Source organism: Centipeda noxia ATCC 43541 (assembly GCF_000160555.1).
GTDB classification, from domain to species: Bacteria; Bacillota; Negativicutes; order Selenomonadales; family Selenomonadaceae; genus Centipeda; species Centipeda noxia.
On sequence record NZ_GG749279.1, the window covers coordinates 25,215 to 43,406 of the forward strand.

Sequence of the window (18,192 nt, forward strand, 5' to 3'; positions counted from 1 at the left end):
GGAGACTTTCGTTTGGGGAGAAAATTATGCCTCGGGGAACGCGACGACGAGGAACATTTTAAACGGTGTATCCTTTGCCGCGTAGACCGAGTGCGGATGCCGGGCGGGCATCACGATGCTTTCACCGGCCTTGAGCGCATAGGTCTTATCGTCAATGGTGATAACGCCCTCGCCTTCGAGCGCCGTCACAAGCGCGTCGCCTTTCGACTCATGCGTGCTGATGCCCTCGCCTTTGGCAAAGGCGAAGAGCGTGATGCCGAGTCCCTTGTTTTGGACGAGCGTTTTACTGACAACCTGTCCCTCTGCATAGGCAACTTGATCCTTGAGCAAAAGCGCCTGCTGATGCTGAATATTATTTAAAACAGCCATATTGCTTCCTCCTCTGTATATCTTTCTTCCTGCTCACAGGATACACGGAACATGACGGAAAAAATGTGACCGAAGCCACAATTCCGAGAAAAATGCTCGGGATTTAAAGAGATACAAAATTTTTTCTGGTTGTCAAATGTCCGTCGTTGTCCTATAATAACAGACAGAGTGTTCTGGGGAAATGATATATGAGAGTATTTCGGCAGAGGGCTGAGGAGGGGTAGATTATGGCGCTGGACCGCGATGGCGTTATTGCAAAAGTACGCAGGCTGACGGAGGTGCCGCCGACCTATGAAGGCCTAAAGGAAAAGGCAGAGGCATTCCTGCGTGCAGCCGGCACGGAGCAGGAAAAGTCGGCGTTTCGCTCCCTTATCGAGGAAATTAAGGTCGATGTGACGACGATCGACGAACTTATCCGCCTTACGGAATCGCCTGAGGGCATTGCCTTATTCGGCGAGAAGAAAGCGGAAAAGCTCAATACTATCGCAAAGGATGCGAAGCAGCAGGGGGAAGATACCTGCATCTGTCCCGCATGTCAGGCCTGTAAGGAAATCCTTGCAAATCAGGCGGCGATCGCCTCATAAATATCATGTACGGAAAGGAGCTGTTGCACGAATGTCTTCGTGTAACGGCTTTTTTGTTGAGAAGGTGAACATATGACCGTCGCGGATGTCTATATCAATATCCCGGTCAAAAGCATTGCGCGTGCGTTCACCTATGTGGTCCCTGCTGCACTGGCTCAGCTTGATGCGGGGTGGCGCGTATTCGTTCCGTTCGGCAATGTCCGCATCGAGGGCTTCGTTGTCGCCGTACGTCCCTATGATGCCGCACGCGACGGCGGGCACGCGCTGCGGGAGATCATTGAGGCGGTGGATGAAGAGGCGTGGTTTACGCCGGAACTGCTCGCCGCTGCGCAGGAGCTTGCAGACTTTTATCTCTGCTCAGCGGCGGAGATGATGCGTCTGTTTATGCCGGGCAAAAGCGGTCTGCGCATCTTCCCGGTCTATATGGCTGAGCCGGATGCAGATGAAGCGCATCCCTTGCTTGCAGATAGGAATGCGCGCGCCGTCTATGATCATCTGCGCGCAAGCAGCGGCCTGCGCATGGCGCAGCTGCGCGCCGCACTACCTGCCGCTCCGGTGGAGGAGAGCATTGAAAAACTCCTGCGCTACCATCTCCTGCGCAAAGAATACCACGCCGATAAACGCGATAAGGCGCGCTATGAGAAGTATTACACAGCAGGGGAGGTCACCGACGAAGCGTTGGCGACGCTCTCGCGCAGGCCCGCACAGGCGCGGGCACTCGCGCTTTTTCGGCAGACGCGGGAGCATACGCGCTCTGCGCTGAAAGAGGCGGGCGTTTCGCCTGCGACCATCAAGCATCTCGTCGATGCACGGATTCTGACCGAGCATTTGCGGCGCAGCACACGTGACAGTCACGGACCGGGCGCCGCGGCCGCCTGTGCGGATCCCTTGACGGCGGCGCAGACATCTGCTGTTGCGGAACTCCATACAGCGATTGCGCAAGGCGGATTTCAAGGCTGCCTGCTGCATGGCGTGACGGGCAGCGGTAAGACGCGCGTTTATATTGAGACGGCGCGTGCCGTGCGTGCCGCAGGACGACAGGTTGTTGTGCTCGTGCCTGAGATTGCTCTTACGGGGCAGCTCATTACAGCGTTTCAAGAGGTATTTGCGGGCGACATCGTCGTCCTGCACAGCCAGCTTTCGGTCGCCGAGCGCAATGACGCGATTTTCCGTGTGCGGCGCGGGGAGGCAGGGATCATCATCGGCGCGCGTTCCGCACTCTTCACTCCCGCGGGAAACATCGGGTGCATCATCCTTGACGAGGAACAGGATATGTCCTACAAGCAGGATGAATCGCCGCGCTATCATGCCCGTGTAGTCGCAGAGATTCTTGCACGCCGCTATGGGGCACTCCTCGTCCTCGGCAGCGCGACGCCGTCTCTTGAAAGCTATGCGCGGGCACAGGCCGGGGAGCTGATGTTGCTCACCCTGCCGGAGCGCATCGGGCGTCAGCCTCTGCCGCATGTGCGTGCCGTCGATATGCGCGAGGAACTGCGCCGCGGACGCCGCTCAATCGTCTCTGCAGCGCTGCAGGCGCTCCTGACGGAGACGCTTGCGCGTCGTGAACAGGCGATCATCATGCTGAATCGGCGCGGCTACTCCACCTTCATCATGTGCCGCTCCTGCGGTGCAGTTATGAATTGTAAGATCTGCGGCCTGCCGCTTGTATATCATGCGAACGGGTCGCTTATCTGCCATCACTGTGATCTGCACGCGGAAGTTCCGACGACCTGTCCCATATGCGGGAGCCGTTATATCAAATACTTTGGCTCGGGGACGGAAAAACTCGAGGAGGAGCTCAGAAACCTTTTCCCGCAGGCGCGCATTGTGCGCATGGACCGCGACACGACCGGGCGAAAGCTGGCGCATATGGAGATCCTCACACATTTTCGTCAGCGGACCTATGACATCCTCCTCGGTACGCAGATGGTGGCCAAGGGACATGATTTGCCCGGGGTGCAGACCGTCGGCATCATCAGCGCGGACGCAAGTCTCAATCTGCCGGATTTTCGTGCGGCGGAGCGCTGCTTTATGCTCATTACGCAGACAGCGGGACGGGCAGGGCGGCATGGTGCGCGCGGCGAGGTCGTTGTTCAGACCTACAACCCGGAACACTATGCTGTGCAGTGTGCAATGCGGCAGGATTACGAGGCATTTTATGCGCAGGAGATCGAACTGCGCCGCGAACTCTTCTATCCGCCGTTCAGCCGCCTCGTAAAGCTCCTCTTTCATGATCCGAGCCGCGCGCGTGCATGGAGTGAGGCGTCGTCATGCGCGGCATCCGTTCAGCAGGCATTTGAAAATCAGGCGGGCTGTATGGTGATCGGTCCCTCGCCTGCGCTGATTGAGCGGGAGCGGGACGAATATCGCTATGTCGTTCTCATCAAGACAGATCGCCTTGCGGATGTGCAGGCATTTTTGCGTGAACACGGGATGCATCTGCGCAATGACGCGGCAATCGATATTGATCCAATCACAATTTTTTGAAAAATAAGGAATAAAAACGGTTGAATATGATTGAAAATCCTGCTAATCTGGGATATGCGGGGAGACATGGGCAGTATGTTTTCGTGTTTCCTAAGACAATGGAGGAATGACATCCTATGGTGACGATACGCGGGCGGGCGAAAATCAATTTGACGCTTGATGTTCTGGGGCTTCGGGATGACGGATATCATGAAATCGCAACGGTGATGCAGTCGCTCGCTCTCGCAGATACGCTCACGCTGACGCGGGAGGAGAGCGGAATCGCTCTGACTGTGGATATGCCGGGACTTGAGACGGATGAGCGCAACCTCGCATGGCGTGCGGCCGCACTTGTCATAGAGCACTGCGGCATTCGCGGCGGCGTTCGCATTGATATTGTGAAGCGGATACCCGTTGCGGCGGGACTTGCGGGAGGAAGTGCCGATGCGGCGGCCGTCCTGCGCGGAATGAATGAGCTCTATGCGCTCGGATTGTCGGATGCGGAACTCTGTGCGTTAGGCGCGCAGATTGGGTCGGATATTCCATTTTCCCTTATGGGCGGTACTGTTTTCGCAACGGGACGCGGGGAAAATATGAAGCCGCTTGCCGATTTTCCAAAGATTCATGTGGTACTCGCAAAGCCGCCGGTTGATGTATCAACCCCGTGGGCGTATCGCGCCTACGACGCGCACCCGCCGGAGCAGCGTCCCGACAACAGCGCATTCTTGGAAGCATTGGCTGCAGGCGATATGACCGCGTGTATGCGGCTCGTCGGCAATGTGCTTGAGCCTGTGACCGAGCGGGCACATCCCATCGTCGGCGACTATCGGTCCCGTATGTATGCACACGGAGCTGCCTGTGCAATGATGTCCGGCAGCGGACCCACTGTATTCGGCCTCTTTACGGAGGAAGAGACGGCAGCGCATACTGCCGAGGAATTCCGCAGGGAGACAGGAGCCGCCGTATATCTGACGCAGACAGCGGGAAGATACGGAGTCTAGTCAGAAGAGCAAGAGAAGATATCATCCAAAACAGAGGGATTATTTATGCAAGGAAAACTATCGCCGGTTGTTGTAAACAGCTATCAGCCGCTTCGTGAAATTGTCTGTGAGGTACTTCGTGATGCAATTCGCGGCGGGATCCTCAAGCCGGGCGAGTGGCTGAAGGAAAACGATCTCGCAGATGAACTGCTGGTCAGCCGCACGCCTGTGCGCGAGGCGATCCGCAAGCTGGAGCAGGAGGGATATGTTGTCACCGTCCCGCGCCGCGGCGCCTATGTTGCCAGCGTATCCATCCGCGATATCAATGAGATCTTTGAGATTCGTGCAGCACTCGAGGCACTTGCCTGTGAACTTGCGGCAGAACGCATTACGGATGAGGAGCAGGAGCGTTTGGAACGCCTGCTCGTCGCCATCGGACGGGCGATCGAGGAGCACGATATGGAGCGTATTGTACGGACGGATATCGAGTTCCATGAGCTCCTGTACCAGGCAGCGCGCAACGAGCGCCTGCTCGCAATCATCGGCAACCTGCGCGAACAGCTCACGCGTTTCCGTACGATTTCGATGTCATATCCGGGACGCCTCAAGGCAACGCTCGAGGAACACCGCGCGATTGTCGATGCGATCGGCGCGGGCGATGCGCGGCATGCGCGCAAAGTGGGTGCAAAGCATATGGAAAATTCGGAACGGACACTCCTTTATGCCATTGAGGAACAGGAGAAGAAAACGGGCACGACGCTCGTCAAGCGAAAACATAAAAAGAGCAAAGAAGGAATGGAATAAGGCATTCTGGAGAACGGAGGAGCACGATGTTGGATTTCGTTACGGTCATATTGGCGGCGGGCAAGGGTACGCGCATGAAGTCAAAGCTGCCGAAGGTGCTGCACCGTGCAGCGGGGAAGGCCATGCTGCAGCATGTCATCGATGCGGCGGATGCGGCAGGCGCACGGCGCAATATCGTTGTTACGGGCTTTGGCGGCGAGACGGTTCGGGCGGCCATCGGTGACAGTGTCGAGTATGTGGAGCAGCGCGAGCAGCTCGGCACGGGACATGCGGTCCTCCAGACAAAGGAGCTGCTCGCAAAGGAGCGCGGTACAATCATGGTGCTCTGCGGCGATACCCCTCTTCTGACGGCAGAACTTTTGGCGCGCTTTCATGAGGAACATGTCCAGTCGGGAGCAAAGGCAACGGTGCTCACGGCGATCATGCCGAACGCAAAGGGCTACGGCCGCATTATCCGCCGCGAGAGCGGAGAGGTGCTCAAGATTGTTGAGCATAAGGACGCGACGGAGGAAGAACGCAAAATCCGCGAGGTCAATGCAGGCATTTACTGCTTTGATGCGCAGGCGCTGTTCTCGGCGCTTGCCAAGGTCACAAATGACAATGCACAGGGAGAATACTACCTGCCTGATGTACTCGGCATCCTGCACGATGCGGGGGAGAAGATCTGGGCGGTGGTTGCGGACAATTATGAAAGCACGCTCGGCATCAACTCACGCAGTCAGCTCGCCGTCGCTGAATGCATTCTGCGTCGGCGCAAGGTTGAGGAGCTTATGGCGGACGGCGTTACAATTATGGACCCGCACACGACATTTATCGATGCGGAAGTGCACGTGGGCATGGATACCGTCATCTACCCCTTTACCTTTCTGGAGGGAGTGACGGTGATCGGCGAGGATTGCTGCATTGGACCGCATGTGCGGTTCCAGAACACTGTGGTTGGGGATGGCGTCAAGGCGCACTATGTTTATGCTCATGACGCCGACGTGGAAAGCGGAACGGATCTCGGGCAGTTCAACCACATTCGGCCGGACAGCCATCTTGGCACGGGCGTTAAGCTCGGCAACTTTGTGGAGGTCAAGAACTCCGATATCGGTGCGGGATCGAAGCTGCCGCATCTCTCCTACATCGGGGACTGCGATATGGGAGAACATGTCAACATGGGCTGCGGCACGATCACGGTAAACTATGACGGGAGGAACAAATTCCGTACGGTCATCGGCGACAACGCCTTTGTCGGCTGCAACTCAAACCTTGTCGCGCCGGTTGCCCTGGGGGAGGATTCCTATGTCGCTGCAGGCTCGACGATCACGCGCGATGTCCCAGCCGGCACGCTTGCCGTTGCCCGCGCACGTCAGAAGGAGATCGAGGGATGGCGTGACAAGCGGAGATAAATTCCGTACTTTCGGCAGCCTTGAATATTGAAAAAGACGGGGGAACACCCTTCCAAAAATATACTGTGCGTGTTATACTATAAAAAGATTTGTGTATTCTATAAAAATAAAGGCACGTCCGGTTTTTAGGAGGAACAGAGAGATGAGTTTTCCGACCGACAATGTATGCATCCTGACGGGAAATGCAAATCCGCAGTTAGCGAAAGATATCGCTGAACGCATTGGCATCCCGCTCTGCGAGGCTTTCGTCGGACAGTTCAATAACGGAGAAATCCAAGTGATGATCGAAGAGAGCATCCGTGGAAAGGATATCTTCATCATCCAGTCAACCAGCTATCCCGTCAATGACAACCTTATGGAGCTGTTGATCCTCACAGATGCATGCAAGCGCGCGTCTGCACACAGCATCACGGCGGTTGTTCCGTATTATGCGTATGCTCGTCAGGACCGCAAGACGCGCGGGCGCGAGCCGATCTCGGCAAAACTCGTTGCCAATCTTATGACGACGGCAGGGGTGACCCGCGTTGTAACTGTAGACCTGCATGCAGGTCAGATTCAGGGATTTTTCGATATTCCGGTGGATCATCTCGCCGCAGCTCCCGTGCTCGCAGGATATTTCCGCGAGCAGGAGATCGAGGATCTCGTCGTTGTTTCGCCGGATCTCGGCGGGGTTACGCGCGCACGTATTATGGCAGACTTCCTTCATGCGCCGATCGCCATCATCGAAAAGCGCCGGCCTTGTCCCGGCTGTGCGGAGGTCATGAATCTCATCGGCGATGTCGAGGGGAAGACGGCACTGCTCATCGACGATATCGTCGATACGGCGGGGTCGCTTTGCGAGGGAGCAAAGGCGATTAAGCAGCGCGGAGCGAAGCGCGTACTTGCCGCATGCTCGCATGCGATCCTAAGTGATCCGGCAGTCGAACGTCTCAATGCATCGGTCATCGATCAGCTTGTGATCACGGACTCGATTCCTCTGCCGCCGGAGAAGCAGTCAGATAAACTCGTTACGCTCTCTCTTGCACAGTCGCTTGCCGATGTCATAGTCCGGATTCAAAGTCATCGTTCGGTGAGCCTGCTCTTTAACCATCATTAAGTATAAGTTCCCTGCAGAAAGAAAAAGGGGCGTTCAGCGCCCCTTTTTTGTACATCTGAAATTTAGGAGTATCGTATGCGTGTCATCATCATCGGGGCGGGGCCTGCAGGAATTTCTGCGGCGCTCTATGCCCGTCGCGGAGGTGCGGAGGTGACGGTGGCGGCGAAGGGGGCTGGCGCCCTTTCCGGAGCAGAATGGGTTGAAAATTACTACGGATTTGCCGAGCCTGTTTCCGGCGCGGAGCTTGAGCGGCAGGGGATAGCGGGAGCAAAACGACTGGGCGTCGGATTCGAAGAAGATGAAATCGTTGCCGTGCGGCCGATGGATACAGGGAGGGGCTTTCTCGTCGAAGGTGTTCGCCGATCCTATGAGGGGGACGCGGTTATTTTTGCGGCGGGGGCACGGCGCGGGACACTCTCTCTGCCGGGAATCAGGGAATTTGAGGGGCGCGGCGTCAGCTTCTGCGCGAGCTGTGACGCATTCTTTTACCGCGGGAAAAAAGTCGCCGTCATCGGTGCGGGAGCATATGCGCTCCACGAGGCTCGGATTCTATTGCCGCATGCCGCCCATGTATGTCTGTTGAGCAATGGTGTGCCGCCGGCCATTAAGATTCCGAATGAGATTGCTGCAGAGTCTCGGCGTATTGCACGTATCGAGGGGGAGCGCCGTGTCCGTCGGATCGTATTCGCGGACGGCACGGAGATGGAGGCGGACGGTGTCTTTATCGCGATCGGAACTCCAGGAGCCACGGAGCTCGCTCAAAAACTCGGCATATTGCTGAACGACGGGAAGATCGTTGTGGACGAACATATGGCAACCAATGTTCCCGGTGTTTATGCAGCTGGAGACTGCACGGGCGGCCTGCTGCAGATCGCAAAGGCGGTCTATGAGGGCGCCGAGGCAGGCCTTGCGGTGCTCCGTTATCTGCAGAATTAGCGGAGATCAAAGGGAAAGAGGGACGGATATGTCGGTGCATGCTTCGGAGGACTATCATTTTCGAGATTATATCGATTCCTTTGATCTGTGGCATCCACTGACAAATGCGCAGCAGGATGTTCTGCTCCGGAATACGCGCTTTATGCGCTTCAGAAAAGGCACTTCTGTTTACCGCGGCCCCCTCGGCAGTGCAGGGGTACTGCATATTATATCCGGCGTTTTGCGCGTATATATCCTTTCGGAGGAGGGGCGCGCGTTCACGCTTTGTTTTCTTCGTGCAGGGGATGCTGCACTGCTTACTGCTGCTGCTCTTTTTGACGGGAATTTATGCGACATCTCGATTGAGGCTGATGAGGATACCGGGCTGTTTTTTTCGGATACGATTGTGGTACGGCAAATATTAGGCGAGAATCTTCATGTGCGTGTCGCCGCATATGAGCGTTCCATGCAGCGGCTTTCAGAGATATTGGGGAAGTTTCATCAGGCGCTCTTCATCTCTGCGGACAGGAGGCTTGCGAGGTTTCTGCTTGCAGAATCTGAGCGGACAGGCGATGACGAGATCCGCCTGACACATGAGCAGACGGCACAGTCTCTCGGCACAGCGCGCGAAGTGGTCAGCCGGCTGATCCGCGAGTTCAGTCAGGAAGGCATGGTGGAGACCGCACGCGGGCGCATTCATATACTGGATCGTGCAGCACTGCAGTGCCGTGCCGATGCTTGAGTTTTATTGGAGAAGTTTATGCTGATCTACGTTCTGGCAGCAATTGTCGTTGTGCTGCTGCTGATCTTATTTCGTTATCTGCCGCGGCGCATCTTTCTTATTTTTGTCGCCTTGCTCGCCGTGCTTGGCGGCGTTGTCTTTCGGATGCAGACTGCGGAGAGGGCCGCGCCGCCGCTGACCCCGGAGGCCCGCGCCGTCATCATCCGTGATCAGGAGTCTTTCATGCCGTGGTGGGGAACCTATCAAAAGCAGATTGCGGAACTGGACCGCAATTGGTCGCGCTATCATCAGATTCTCTCCGACGCAAAGGAGGGGGCTGTCGGACTCTCGGTCACGTATGCGCGCCTTTCTGATCTTGAGCAGGAGATGCAGGAGCTGCGCAGCCGAATCGAGAAGAATGCTCCGCCAATCGAGCTGACAGACCGCATCTATGATCAGCTCGCGAGTATATTGAACAAAACGAATGAATATGCTGCAGCGGAGCAAAAGGCGATCACGCTGACGCGTGCCGCGGCAGATCCCGTGTCAATGAAGGAGCAGAAACCGGCCGAGCAGGCACGTCTGCTCGAACTTGTCATGCTTCGCGAATCTCCGGTCGCGCTCTTCATCGAGGATGAGGTCGACGCGATACGCGCCTATTTTGCACCGGTTTCAGCTGCAAGTGCCGGGGAAAAGAACGACGGGGCACAGGGTGAAAAACAACTCGACAAATAGCTGCTTTTAAGATATAATGCACATTGTGCCTTCACAGCGCGCTCGTAGTCCAGTGGATAGGACGTCAGCCTCCGGAGCTGAAAGCGTGGGTTCGACTCCCGCCGAGCGCACCATTTTTTGTATGTTTATCCTGCGGTTTTTCCGCAGGACTTTTTTATTATAGGCGTATTGAAAAAGGATTTTGACTGAATGCGAAGAATATTTACACCAAGGGTTTAATTGGTTTTCGTTAGGAGATGAATGAATGGCGCGAAAAGAGGTGCAGGCAACGGGGCGCCCGGTGCTCATGCGCAGCTTACATTTGAAAAAGGATGCTTTTCGGCAGTTTTTTTACGAGAGCTCGCTTCGCTTTGGACGTCAGATTGGCAGTGACATTGCGAAGCTGAAGGATGAGACGGCGTCCATCGTCAATAAGAAGTACATGTTCTCGCTGGGCATGGAGAAGGGCGGTGCGCAGAGTTTCCTGAAATGGATTGCGGACGAATTCAATGCGGAGGACGTCTCACATGAGCAGGAGGAGCGCCTGAGGCGCCTGGTGGCCGAGTATCCGAAGATCCGCTCCTATATTCGCATCGAGGCGGATCAGCTTGTCTTTGATCATGAACGATTTGCCGAGGATGTTGTGGCGGGACGCTTTAAGGAGACGATTTTCGGCATTAGCTTCGATATTCAGAGCATCATCGAGACGGCGATCAATACGGGTTCAGTTGCGCTGGATTTCTCCATTGAGCCCTTTAAAAGGGAGCTCCTGAACGTCGACCATGTGCGCGCTAATATTCAGCCCTATGCAGAGCGTATTTTGACAGATATGAGCCTTGGCCATTGGGATCTCTATGAGGAACTGACGGAGGAGGGCCGTGAGGACAGCGTCTGCCTTCGCTTGCCGTCGACAGATTTTCTTGTGGCGCGTCCGCCCCAGCTGGATGTTATCATGAACGGCACCTGTGCCATTGACTTCGGTACGCGCAGCACCGTGGTTGTCTGCCGCGACCGTGAAGCGCGCCTCCTGCGCATCGGCAAGGGGGACTATGAGAACGAGCCGACCGTCCAGGACTATGAGAATCCGACGGCGATCGAACTGATCGACATCGAGAAGTTTAAGCAGCTCTATCGCGCACGTGCAGGTCGGCCCTACACGGAATGGGCACAGGTGACGGCGTCTCATCAGGCAGCAGAAGCGATCTTTGAGCGGCAGTCTGCGGAGGGCATCGCCGTCTATTACTCGGTGTTCAGTGAGCTCAAGCGCTGGACGCGCGATACGGCGAACTCACCGATCCTGAAAGATCGACGCGGCTATATCCAGGAGGTCAAGCCGTATGCGGAGACGCAGCCCCTCGACGCGGGCGGATTTGATCCGATCGAGATCTATGCTTACTATCTCGGCCTTTACATCAACAATATGCATCGCAGTATCTACCTGGACTATATTCTTTCCTTCCCCGTGGGATATGAAAAGAGTGTTCGCGAGCATATTCGGCAGAGCTTTGAGCGCGGACTTCGGAAGAGCCTGCCGAAAGCGCTGCTCGATGATCCCGAGATGATGTGCCGTTTCCGCGTTTATGACGGGGCGAATGAGCCGGCGGCATATGCGGTCAGCGCGCTTGAGGCGTACAGACTTGAGCCGAAGCGCGTGGGCGAGGAGGTTGCCTACGGCGTATTCGATTTCGGCGGCGGAACGACGGATTTTGATTTCGGCGTGGAATATGTGCCGGAGAACGGGCGGCGAAAATTCATCATCGAGCAGTTTGGATTCGGCAGCGATATGTATCTCGGCGGTGAGAATATTCTCGAACTGCTCGCCTATGAGGTGTTCAAAGACAACCTCGCAGAGATGCGCCGCCATAAGATCACATTTGCCCTGCCGCCCGAGAGTGAGACATTTGCCGGGGCAGAGGCGCTTGTTCGTGAGACGCGCGACGCGGCATCTCATCTGAACAATAAGATCCTAGCCGAGCGTCTGCGCCCCTTTTGGGAGCGCGGTGCAGGCTATGCGGAGTTCGCGGCAGGAGACGCATTCGACACGAAGATTACGCTGTTCTCGTCAGAGAAGACGGGGAATGCGGGCAACCGTGCGGAACTCCGTCTGCATATCAATGTGCGTAAGCTCGAGCGCGCGCTGGAGGCGCGCATTCGCCGCGGCGTCGAGAACTTCTTCCAGGCAATGGCGGCTGCGTTTAAGGGGCGCGACGTTCGACAGGTGCATATCTTCCTTGCCGGCAACTCATGTAAGGCGCCGATCGTTCGCAAGCTGTTCAATGAGTATATCGCGCGTCAGATCGGAGCACCGCAGCAGACGGTAAAAAGCGGTCCTCCGCATAAATCTGAGCCTGCATGGAAGAAGGAGAAAGCCGACGCGGCAAAGGGAGCGCCGGCACAGCGAAAGGATGCGCCCTTCCTGCTCTACCTCCCGCTCGGCATGGAGGATGAGGACAGGGGGACGGAGAAGTCCCTTCTTGACGGATTTGACCGCCTGCGCACGGGGAAAACGGGAGTGGCATTTGGCCTTCTGCGCTGCCGCAAGGGAGGGAAAGATGTCAAGATCATCAATAAGAACGTGGATGAGCATGACGAGCTCCTGTTCCCATACTTCCTCGGCAGTCTCAATGAGCGCGGATGTTTTAAAGTAGATATTGATGCCCGTGTCGACTACGGCACATGGACCTACTTTACCTATGCGGATGAAGATGAATTTGAACTCTACTATACGCAGGAGCCGCGCGCGTTGAAGGGTCACATGAAGGCGGCGGAGGTGCATATGGTACGCTGCATGATTGACGATGCCGACGTAAGCGATGCCGACGAGGTCGGCGTCTACATTCGCAAGAAGTCGCCAAACACGATTGAATATACGGTTGCCTCGGAGCAGAGTCTCGCGGCGAGGGACGACAAGGGAACCATATACACCGTTCGTCTGAGCTAATCCACAGCACGCAGAAAGGAGCGCAGTGATGAAGCACCTGCCATTTAAGAACTATATGGAGGATGCCGTCGGATATATGTTGGAGCGACTGGCTCCGCAGTATCCCGACATCTGCATGTGCGATCGATGCTGCACAGATATGATGATGATTGCGCTGAACAACCTGCCGCCGCGCTATGTCTCCACACATAAAGGAGATGTTCTGAAGCGCGTGGAGGGCATGGAGCTCCAATACGAGGTAGAGGTGCTGACGGAGACGCTGCGCGCGATGCAGATTGTCGGCCGCAAGCCGCATCACGGACGAAACGAAGAGGGGATCTAGCCTCGGCACGGCCTTTCTTTCGTTTAGCCAAAACACGTGCAGAGATTTCCTGCGGGTGTTTTTATGACAGCAATCTCCTTGTTCTTGCGCACGCGCCCCTTTTTTGGTAGAATAAAGGAGAAATCAAAGGCGATCTGCGCGTCGGCGTCTCTGAAGAGATGCGGGCGCATTTCTTTTGCTGCCAGCATATGTATCGGAGAGAGGAAGCTGCTATGTTCGCAAGGATCAAACGTGATATCCGCGTTGTCTTTGAGCGAGACCCCGCGGCACAGAGCGTGATCGAGGTCATTCTCTGCTACGGCGGACTCCATGCCATCTGGCTGCATCGCCTGTCGCATGCGCTCTATGTGCGCGGGTGGGTCCTTCTCCCTCGGCTGATCTCCAATTTCGCGCGATTTCTGACAGGTATTGAGATTCATCCGGGCGCGACGATCGGCGAGGGATTCTTCATTGATCACGGCACAGGGATCGTTATCGGCGAGACGGCTGAAGTCGGCAGGAACGTTACGCTCTATCAGGGGGTGACGCTCGGCGGTACAGGGAAGGAGAAGGGGAAGCGCCATCCCACGCTCGGCAACAATGTCGTCGTTGCGTCCGGTGCAAAGGTGCTCGGTTCTTTTACCGTAGGAGATCATGCAAAGATTGGTGCGGGCTCCGTCGTACTCGGTCCTGTTCCTGCACACGCGACTGTGGTTGGCATCCCAGGGCGTATTGTTGTGATGAACGGACATCGTGTTCGAGCGGAAGCAGAGCGGCTTGAGGAACGGGAACTTCCGCTTGCATATGATGAGAGTGCAGAGGAGATTGCAAGCGAGTTGGATGTCGATCTTGATCACAATATGCTGCCTGACCCGGAGGCAGAGATGATTGAGGCGATGCGGCAGGAGATCGAGGCACTGAAGACGCGCCTGAGCAGTCTGGAAGAGCGAAAATAAGGGGAGATACGATGCTTACCGTCTATAATACAATGACGCGAAAAAAGGAAGAGTTCCATCCGCTGCGCACAGGCGAGGTCAGTATATACTGCTGCGGCGTGACGCCGTACAACGATCCGCATATCGGCAATGCGCGTCCTTTTGTTACATGGGATGTTATCCGCCGATTTCTTTCACGCAAGGGCTATCGCGTCCGCTACATTCAGAACTTTACGGATGTGGATGACAAGATCATCAACGCCGCGAACCGCGAGGGGGTGACATGGAAGGAGATTTCCGACCGTTACATCGCGGCGTATTTCAAGGCGATGGACGCCCTCAATGTACGCCGTGCCGATGTCTTTCCGCGTGTCTCCGAGACCATGGCGGAGATCATCCGCATGATCGAGACGCTGATTGAGCGCGGCTTTGCCTATGTAACTGGGGCAGGCGATGTCTACTACCGTGTGGAGGCGTTTGCACATTACGGCCGTCTCAGCGGGCGCAGCCTTGAAGATATGGAGGCCGGTGCGCGCGTCGAGGTCAACGAGACGAAGGAACATCCGATGGATTTTGCGCTGTGGAAAGCGGCAAAGCCGGGCGAACCCTCATGGGACAGCCCTTGGGGGAAAGGGCGCCCCGGCTGGCATATTGAGTGTTCGGCAATGTCCGTGAAGTACCTCGGTGAGGTGTTTGACTTTCACGGCGGCGGCAACGATCTGATCTTCCCGCATCATGAGAATGAGATCGCGCAGGCAGAACCCTGCATCGACGGCGATGAGAAATTTGCGCGGTATTGGCTGCACAATGGATTTATCACGATTGACAACGAGAAGATGTCAAAGTCGAAGAATAATTTCTTTACGGTGAAGGATATTCTGAAGGAGTTTCCGGGCGAAGTCATTCGTTTCTTCATTCTCCAAACGCATTACCGCAGTCCGCTCGATTTCAGCGACGAGCGTCTGCATGAGGCACAGGCGGCGCTTGATCGTCTGCACAATGTACATGATGTGATTGTGGAGTTCTCCAGTCGGGAGGGGACGGCAGACACAGCAGCAGAGCTTGCGGCACAGGCAGAGACGTTCCTGCATGATTTCGATGCCGCGATGGACGACGACTTTAATACAGCGCTGGCCATCAGTCAGATGTTCGGGCTCGCGAAGGAGATCAATCGCTATCATCAAGAGGTGGAGCGAGGGACTTCATTTGATGCCGCAAACTTTAAGAAAGCTGCGGATGCATTTTATACAATGGCGGAGATCATCGGCATCTTTGAGCAGGAGGAGATGGTTGCGGACGACGGCCTTGCCGATGCCTTGATGGATATCATCATCGGCATCCGACAGGAGGCACGCGCCGCAAAAAACTGGGCGGTTGCGGATAAGATCCGCGATGGGCTGAAGAATGCCGGCGTCGTGATCGAGGACACACCGACGGGCGTACGCTGGAAGAGGACTTGAGCAGCGCATGAAATTTGAACGGTTTCAGCGGCTTGTACGCATGATGTTCCTGCCGGATGAGGACGGCAATATCCGCACGCGTTACGAGAATGTGGATATGCAGAATGTGCATCCTCTTGTGCTCGCCTATGTGGGCGATGCCTATTTTCATCTCTATGTGCGGATGCGCCTTCTTTCCTATGAGCAGGCGAGGGTACAGGCGCTCCATTCATTCAGTGCACAGATTGTTTCGGCGCTCTGGCAGGCGCGCGCCTACCGCGGCATTGCACCCATGCTAACAGAGAAGGAGCAGACGATCTATCGGCGGGCACGCAATACGAAGAGCCATGCGCCGCGCAGTGCATCTGTTGCGGATTATCACGCGAGTACGGGCTTTGAGGCACTGCTCGGGAGCCTCTATATTCAAGAAAAGGACGAGCGCCTTGCGGAAATCGCTGAGGCGGCATTTCAGATCATCGCCAAAGAAATGATGGAAAATATTCAGCGGGAGCAAAACAATGGAAATTAAACTGATCTCGAAGACCCCCAACTATCTGAAAACTTGCTGGACGGCGGCGCGGACCTGCTACAGCGCAGATTCGCCGATTGAGCTGCTCGCGCAGGAGAAAACGGAGGAAGAGATGCTGCGTCTATTGGACCGCATTATGACAAGCAAGCATCTCTCCGTGGTAGAGCATTGCTCCATGACATTTGCTGTTAAGAATGTCTCGCGTACACTGCTCGCACAATACAGCCGTCACCGCATCGGCGTTTCGCTGAGCGTGCAGAGCCAGCGCTATGTCTCCGAGCAGTCAGCGAAGCAGGCGGACGGCCTCTTTGGGCATGTCGTTCCGCAGACGGTAGCAGACAATGAGGCGGCGTATGGACGCTATATGGCATGCATGCGCGAGATTCAAAAGGCCTATGACGATCTGTTGGCGCTGGGCGTGACCAAACAAGATGCGCGCTTTGTCCTGCCGGGCGGTGCGTGTACGAATTTTGTCACGACGCTCAATCTGCGCTCCTTTATGGATGTCTATGAGAAGCGCGTCACAACGCCCGGCGCACAGTGGGAGATTAAAGAGATGATGTTGCGGATGCGCGATCTGATTGTCGCTGAGGAGCCGTGGCTGGAACGCTTTATTCCGCGCGGATAATGGAGCGTCGAATGAAGCATACGGAACAACACCAGCGCGGCACGCGCCCTGTAGAGCACCGCTCCGACATTCTTGCCGGCCGCCACGCAGTCATGGAGGCGATGAAGGCGGGGCGCGGGATCAACCGCATTCTGCTCGCTGACGGGCTTCACGGCAGCGGCGTGCGGGAGCTGCGCGACCTTGCGCGAGAGTATGGGGTTGCGACAGATGTCGTCAGCCGCTCGAAGCTGGATGCTGCGGTGCCTGAGGGTGTACGCCATCAGGGCGTGATTGCCTATGCTGCCCCTGTTTCCTATGTTTCTGTTGAGGAGATTATTGCAGCAGCACGTGCCCGCGGCGAGGATCCTCTTCTGCTCCTCCTTGACGGCATTGAGGACCCGCAGAACCTCGGAGCACTGCTCCGCACAGCAGATGCGGCGGGGGTACATGGGATTCTTCTGCCGCGCCGTCACAGCGTCCCTCTGACCGAGACCGTGGCACGCGTCTCGGCAGGCGCGCTTGAATATGTTCCTGTCGCCCGCATCGGCAATATTGCGCAGACCATGCGCGCGCTCAAGGAGCAGGGCTTTTGGATTGCGGGTGCGGATATGGACGGAACAGAGACCTATGATCGTGCGAATCTCACCGGCGCACTCGTACTCGTCATCGGCAGCGAGGGGCGCGGTATGAGTCGGCTTACACGAGAGATCTGCGATTTCACCGTACGCCTGCCGATGTGTGGGAAAATCAACTCGCTCAACGCCTCGGCCGCTGGTGCCATTCTCATGTACGAGGCGCAGCGGCAGCGCAGGGCAAAGGCTGTGGTGCCGCATGGCTAGGCAGAGGAAGTCGGAATATTATCTCGTTGACGGCTACAATGTCATCAATGCATGGCCCGAACTTATGCGCCTGCGCGGCAATCTCAACGAGGCACGCGATGTCCTTGTCCATATCCTTACGGAGTACGGCACATTCGAGAACTATGAGATGACTGTGGTGTTCGATGCGTTCTTTACCGAGGAAGAGGAGCATGAACTGCAGATCAGTGACCGCATGAAGGTTATCTACACGGGGGCGGGAGAGACAGCAGACAGCTGCATTGAGCGCCTGGCCTACACAGCAGTGCGTGCGGGGCGTGAGGTGTATGTCGTCACCTCGGATGGTGCGGAACAGAGCGTCATCCTTGGCGCGGGTGCGTATCGTATTACCTCCCCCGAGCTGCGCCGCTCGGTGAAAAAGGCAAAGAAGCTGATGAAAGCAGAGTATATGAACCCGCACAGCCGGCCGCTTGCACGCATCGAAGTCCATGAGCGTCTCGACTACGATACACGCGCGCGTCTTGAAGAACTGCGGCGCAGAAAATAAGCACAAAAAAATCTTTGAACTGCTGTTCAAAGATT

18 protein-coding genes and 1 tRNA gene are annotated in these 18,192 nt (G+C 56.1%); 18 read left to right on the forward strand and 1 reads right to left on the reverse strand.

Annotated elements, in window-relative coordinates:
• Positions 1-24: 24 nt before the first annotated feature.
• Positions 25-369, reverse strand: coding sequence for a cupin domain-containing protein (locus HMPREF7545_RS01580; RefSeq protein WP_006693910.1), 345 nt, complete (start codon positions 367-369; stop codon positions 25-27).
• 227 nt (positions 370-596) lie between these two features.
• On the opposite strand from HMPREF7545_RS01580, the gene HMPREF7545_RS01585 reads away from it, so the two are divergent.
• From HMPREF7545_RS01585 to HMPREF7545_RS01670, 18 genes are all read left to right on the forward strand, one after another.
• A complete protein-coding gene (locus tag HMPREF7545_RS01585) occupies positions 597-953 on the forward strand; it encodes a hypothetical protein (RefSeq protein ID WP_006693911.1) in 357 nt (118 codons plus the stop codon).
• Between the two features lie 72 nt (positions 954-1,025).
• The gene (priA, locus tag HMPREF7545_RS01590; protein ID WP_006693912.1) at positions 1,026-3,440 is read left to right on the forward strand and encodes a replication restart helicase PriA; all 2,415 of its coding nucleotides are present in this window, start codon (positions 1,026-1,028) and stop codon (positions 3,438-3,440) included.
• Positions 3,441-3,556: 116 nt separating this feature from the next.
• Positions 3,557-4,420, forward strand: coding sequence for a 4-(cytidine 5'-diphospho)-2-C-methyl-D-erythritol kinase (ispE, locus tag HMPREF7545_RS01595; protein ID WP_006693913.1), 864 nt, complete (start codon positions 3,557-3,559; stop codon positions 4,418-4,420).
• A 45-nt stretch (positions 4,421-4,465) separates the two neighbouring features.
• Positions 4,466-5,203: a GntR family transcriptional regulator gene (locus HMPREF7545_RS01600; RefSeq protein WP_006693914.1), complete on the forward strand. Its 738-nt coding sequence runs from the start codon at positions 4,466-4,468 to the stop codon at positions 5,201-5,203.
• Between the two features lie 26 nt (positions 5,204-5,229).
• Positions 5,230-6,594 carry a bifunctional UDP-N-acetylglucosamine diphosphorylase/glucosamine-1-phosphate N-acetyltransferase GlmU gene (glmU, locus tag HMPREF7545_RS01605; RefSeq protein WP_006693915.1) on the forward strand — a complete coding sequence of 455 codons (1,365 nt, stop codon included), beginning with the start codon at positions 5,230-5,232 and terminating at the stop codon, positions 6,592-6,594.
• 142 nt (positions 6,595-6,736) lie between these two features.
• The gene (locus HMPREF7545_RS01610; RefSeq protein WP_006693916.1) at positions 6,737-7,690 is read left to right on the forward strand and encodes a ribose-phosphate diphosphokinase; all 954 of its coding nucleotides are present in this window, start codon (positions 6,737-6,739) and stop codon (positions 7,688-7,690) included.
• A gap of 75 nt (positions 7,691-7,765) precedes the next feature.
• Complete coding sequence (locus HMPREF7545_RS01615) at positions 7,766-8,626, forward strand: NAD(P)/FAD-dependent oxidoreductase (protein ID WP_006693917.1); 861 nt, start codon at positions 7,766-7,768, stop codon at positions 8,624-8,626.
• A gap of 28 nt (positions 8,627-8,654) precedes the next feature.
• Complete coding sequence (locus HMPREF7545_RS01620; RefSeq protein ID WP_006693918.1) at positions 8,655-9,347, forward strand: Crp/Fnr family transcriptional regulator; 693 nt, start codon at positions 8,655-8,657, stop codon at positions 9,345-9,347.
• A gap of 18 nt (positions 9,348-9,365) precedes the next feature.
• Positions 9,366-10,061, forward strand: a complete 696-nt coding sequence (locus HMPREF7545_RS01625; protein ID WP_006693919.1) for a hypothetical protein — start codon at positions 9,366-9,368, stop codon at positions 10,059-10,061.
• Positions 10,062-10,099: 38 nt separating this feature from the next.
• Positions 10,100-10,174 (forward strand) — tRNA-Arg (locus HMPREF7545_RS01630).
• A gap of 131 nt (positions 10,175-10,305) precedes the next feature.
• Positions 10,306-12,981, forward strand: coding sequence for an acetate and sugar kinases/Hsc70/actin family protein (locus tag HMPREF7545_RS01635; RefSeq protein ID WP_006693920.1), 2,676 nt, complete (start codon positions 10,306-10,308; stop codon positions 12,979-12,981).
• A gap of 28 nt (positions 12,982-13,009) precedes the next feature.
• Entirely contained in the window at positions 13,010-13,303 is a 294-nt protein-coding gene (locus HMPREF7545_RS01640; protein ID WP_006693921.1) for a late competence development ComFB family protein, read from the forward strand.
• A gap of 212 nt (positions 13,304-13,515) precedes the next feature.
• Positions 13,516-14,238: a serine O-acetyltransferase gene (cysE, locus tag HMPREF7545_RS01645; RefSeq protein WP_006696397.1), complete on the forward strand. Its 723-nt coding sequence runs from the start codon at positions 13,516-13,518 to the stop codon at positions 14,236-14,238.
• Positions 14,239-14,249: 11 nt separating this feature from the next.
• Entirely contained in the window at positions 14,250-15,677 is a 1,428-nt protein-coding gene (gene cysS, locus HMPREF7545_RS01650; protein WP_006693924.1) for a cysteine--tRNA ligase, read from the forward strand.
• Between the two features lie 7 nt (positions 15,678-15,684).
• The gene (locus HMPREF7545_RS01655; RefSeq protein WP_006693925.1) at positions 15,685-16,185 is read left to right on the forward strand and encodes a Mini-ribonuclease 3; all 501 of its coding nucleotides are present in this window, start codon (positions 15,685-15,687) and stop codon (positions 16,183-16,185) included.
• Entirely contained in the window at positions 16,175-16,813 is a 639-nt protein-coding gene (thyX, locus tag HMPREF7545_RS01660; RefSeq protein WP_006693926.1) for an FAD-dependent thymidylate synthase, read from the forward strand. The genes HMPREF7545_RS01655 and thyX overlap by 11 nt, the downstream gene beginning before the upstream one ends.
• Before the next feature lie 11 nt (positions 16,814-16,824).
• On the forward strand, positions 16,825-17,631 hold the full coding sequence (gene rlmB / locus HMPREF7545_RS01665; protein WP_155812199.1) for a 23S rRNA (guanosine(2251)-2'-O)-methyltransferase RlmB: 807 nt from the start codon (positions 16,825-16,827) through the stop codon (positions 17,629-17,631).
• Positions 17,624-18,157, forward strand: a complete 534-nt coding sequence (locus HMPREF7545_RS01670) for an NYN domain-containing protein (protein WP_006693928.1) — start codon at positions 17,624-17,626, stop codon at positions 18,155-18,157. Before rlmB ends, HMPREF7545_RS01670 begins: the two co-directional genes overlap by 8 nt.
• Positions 18,158-18,192: the final 35 nt, after the last annotated feature.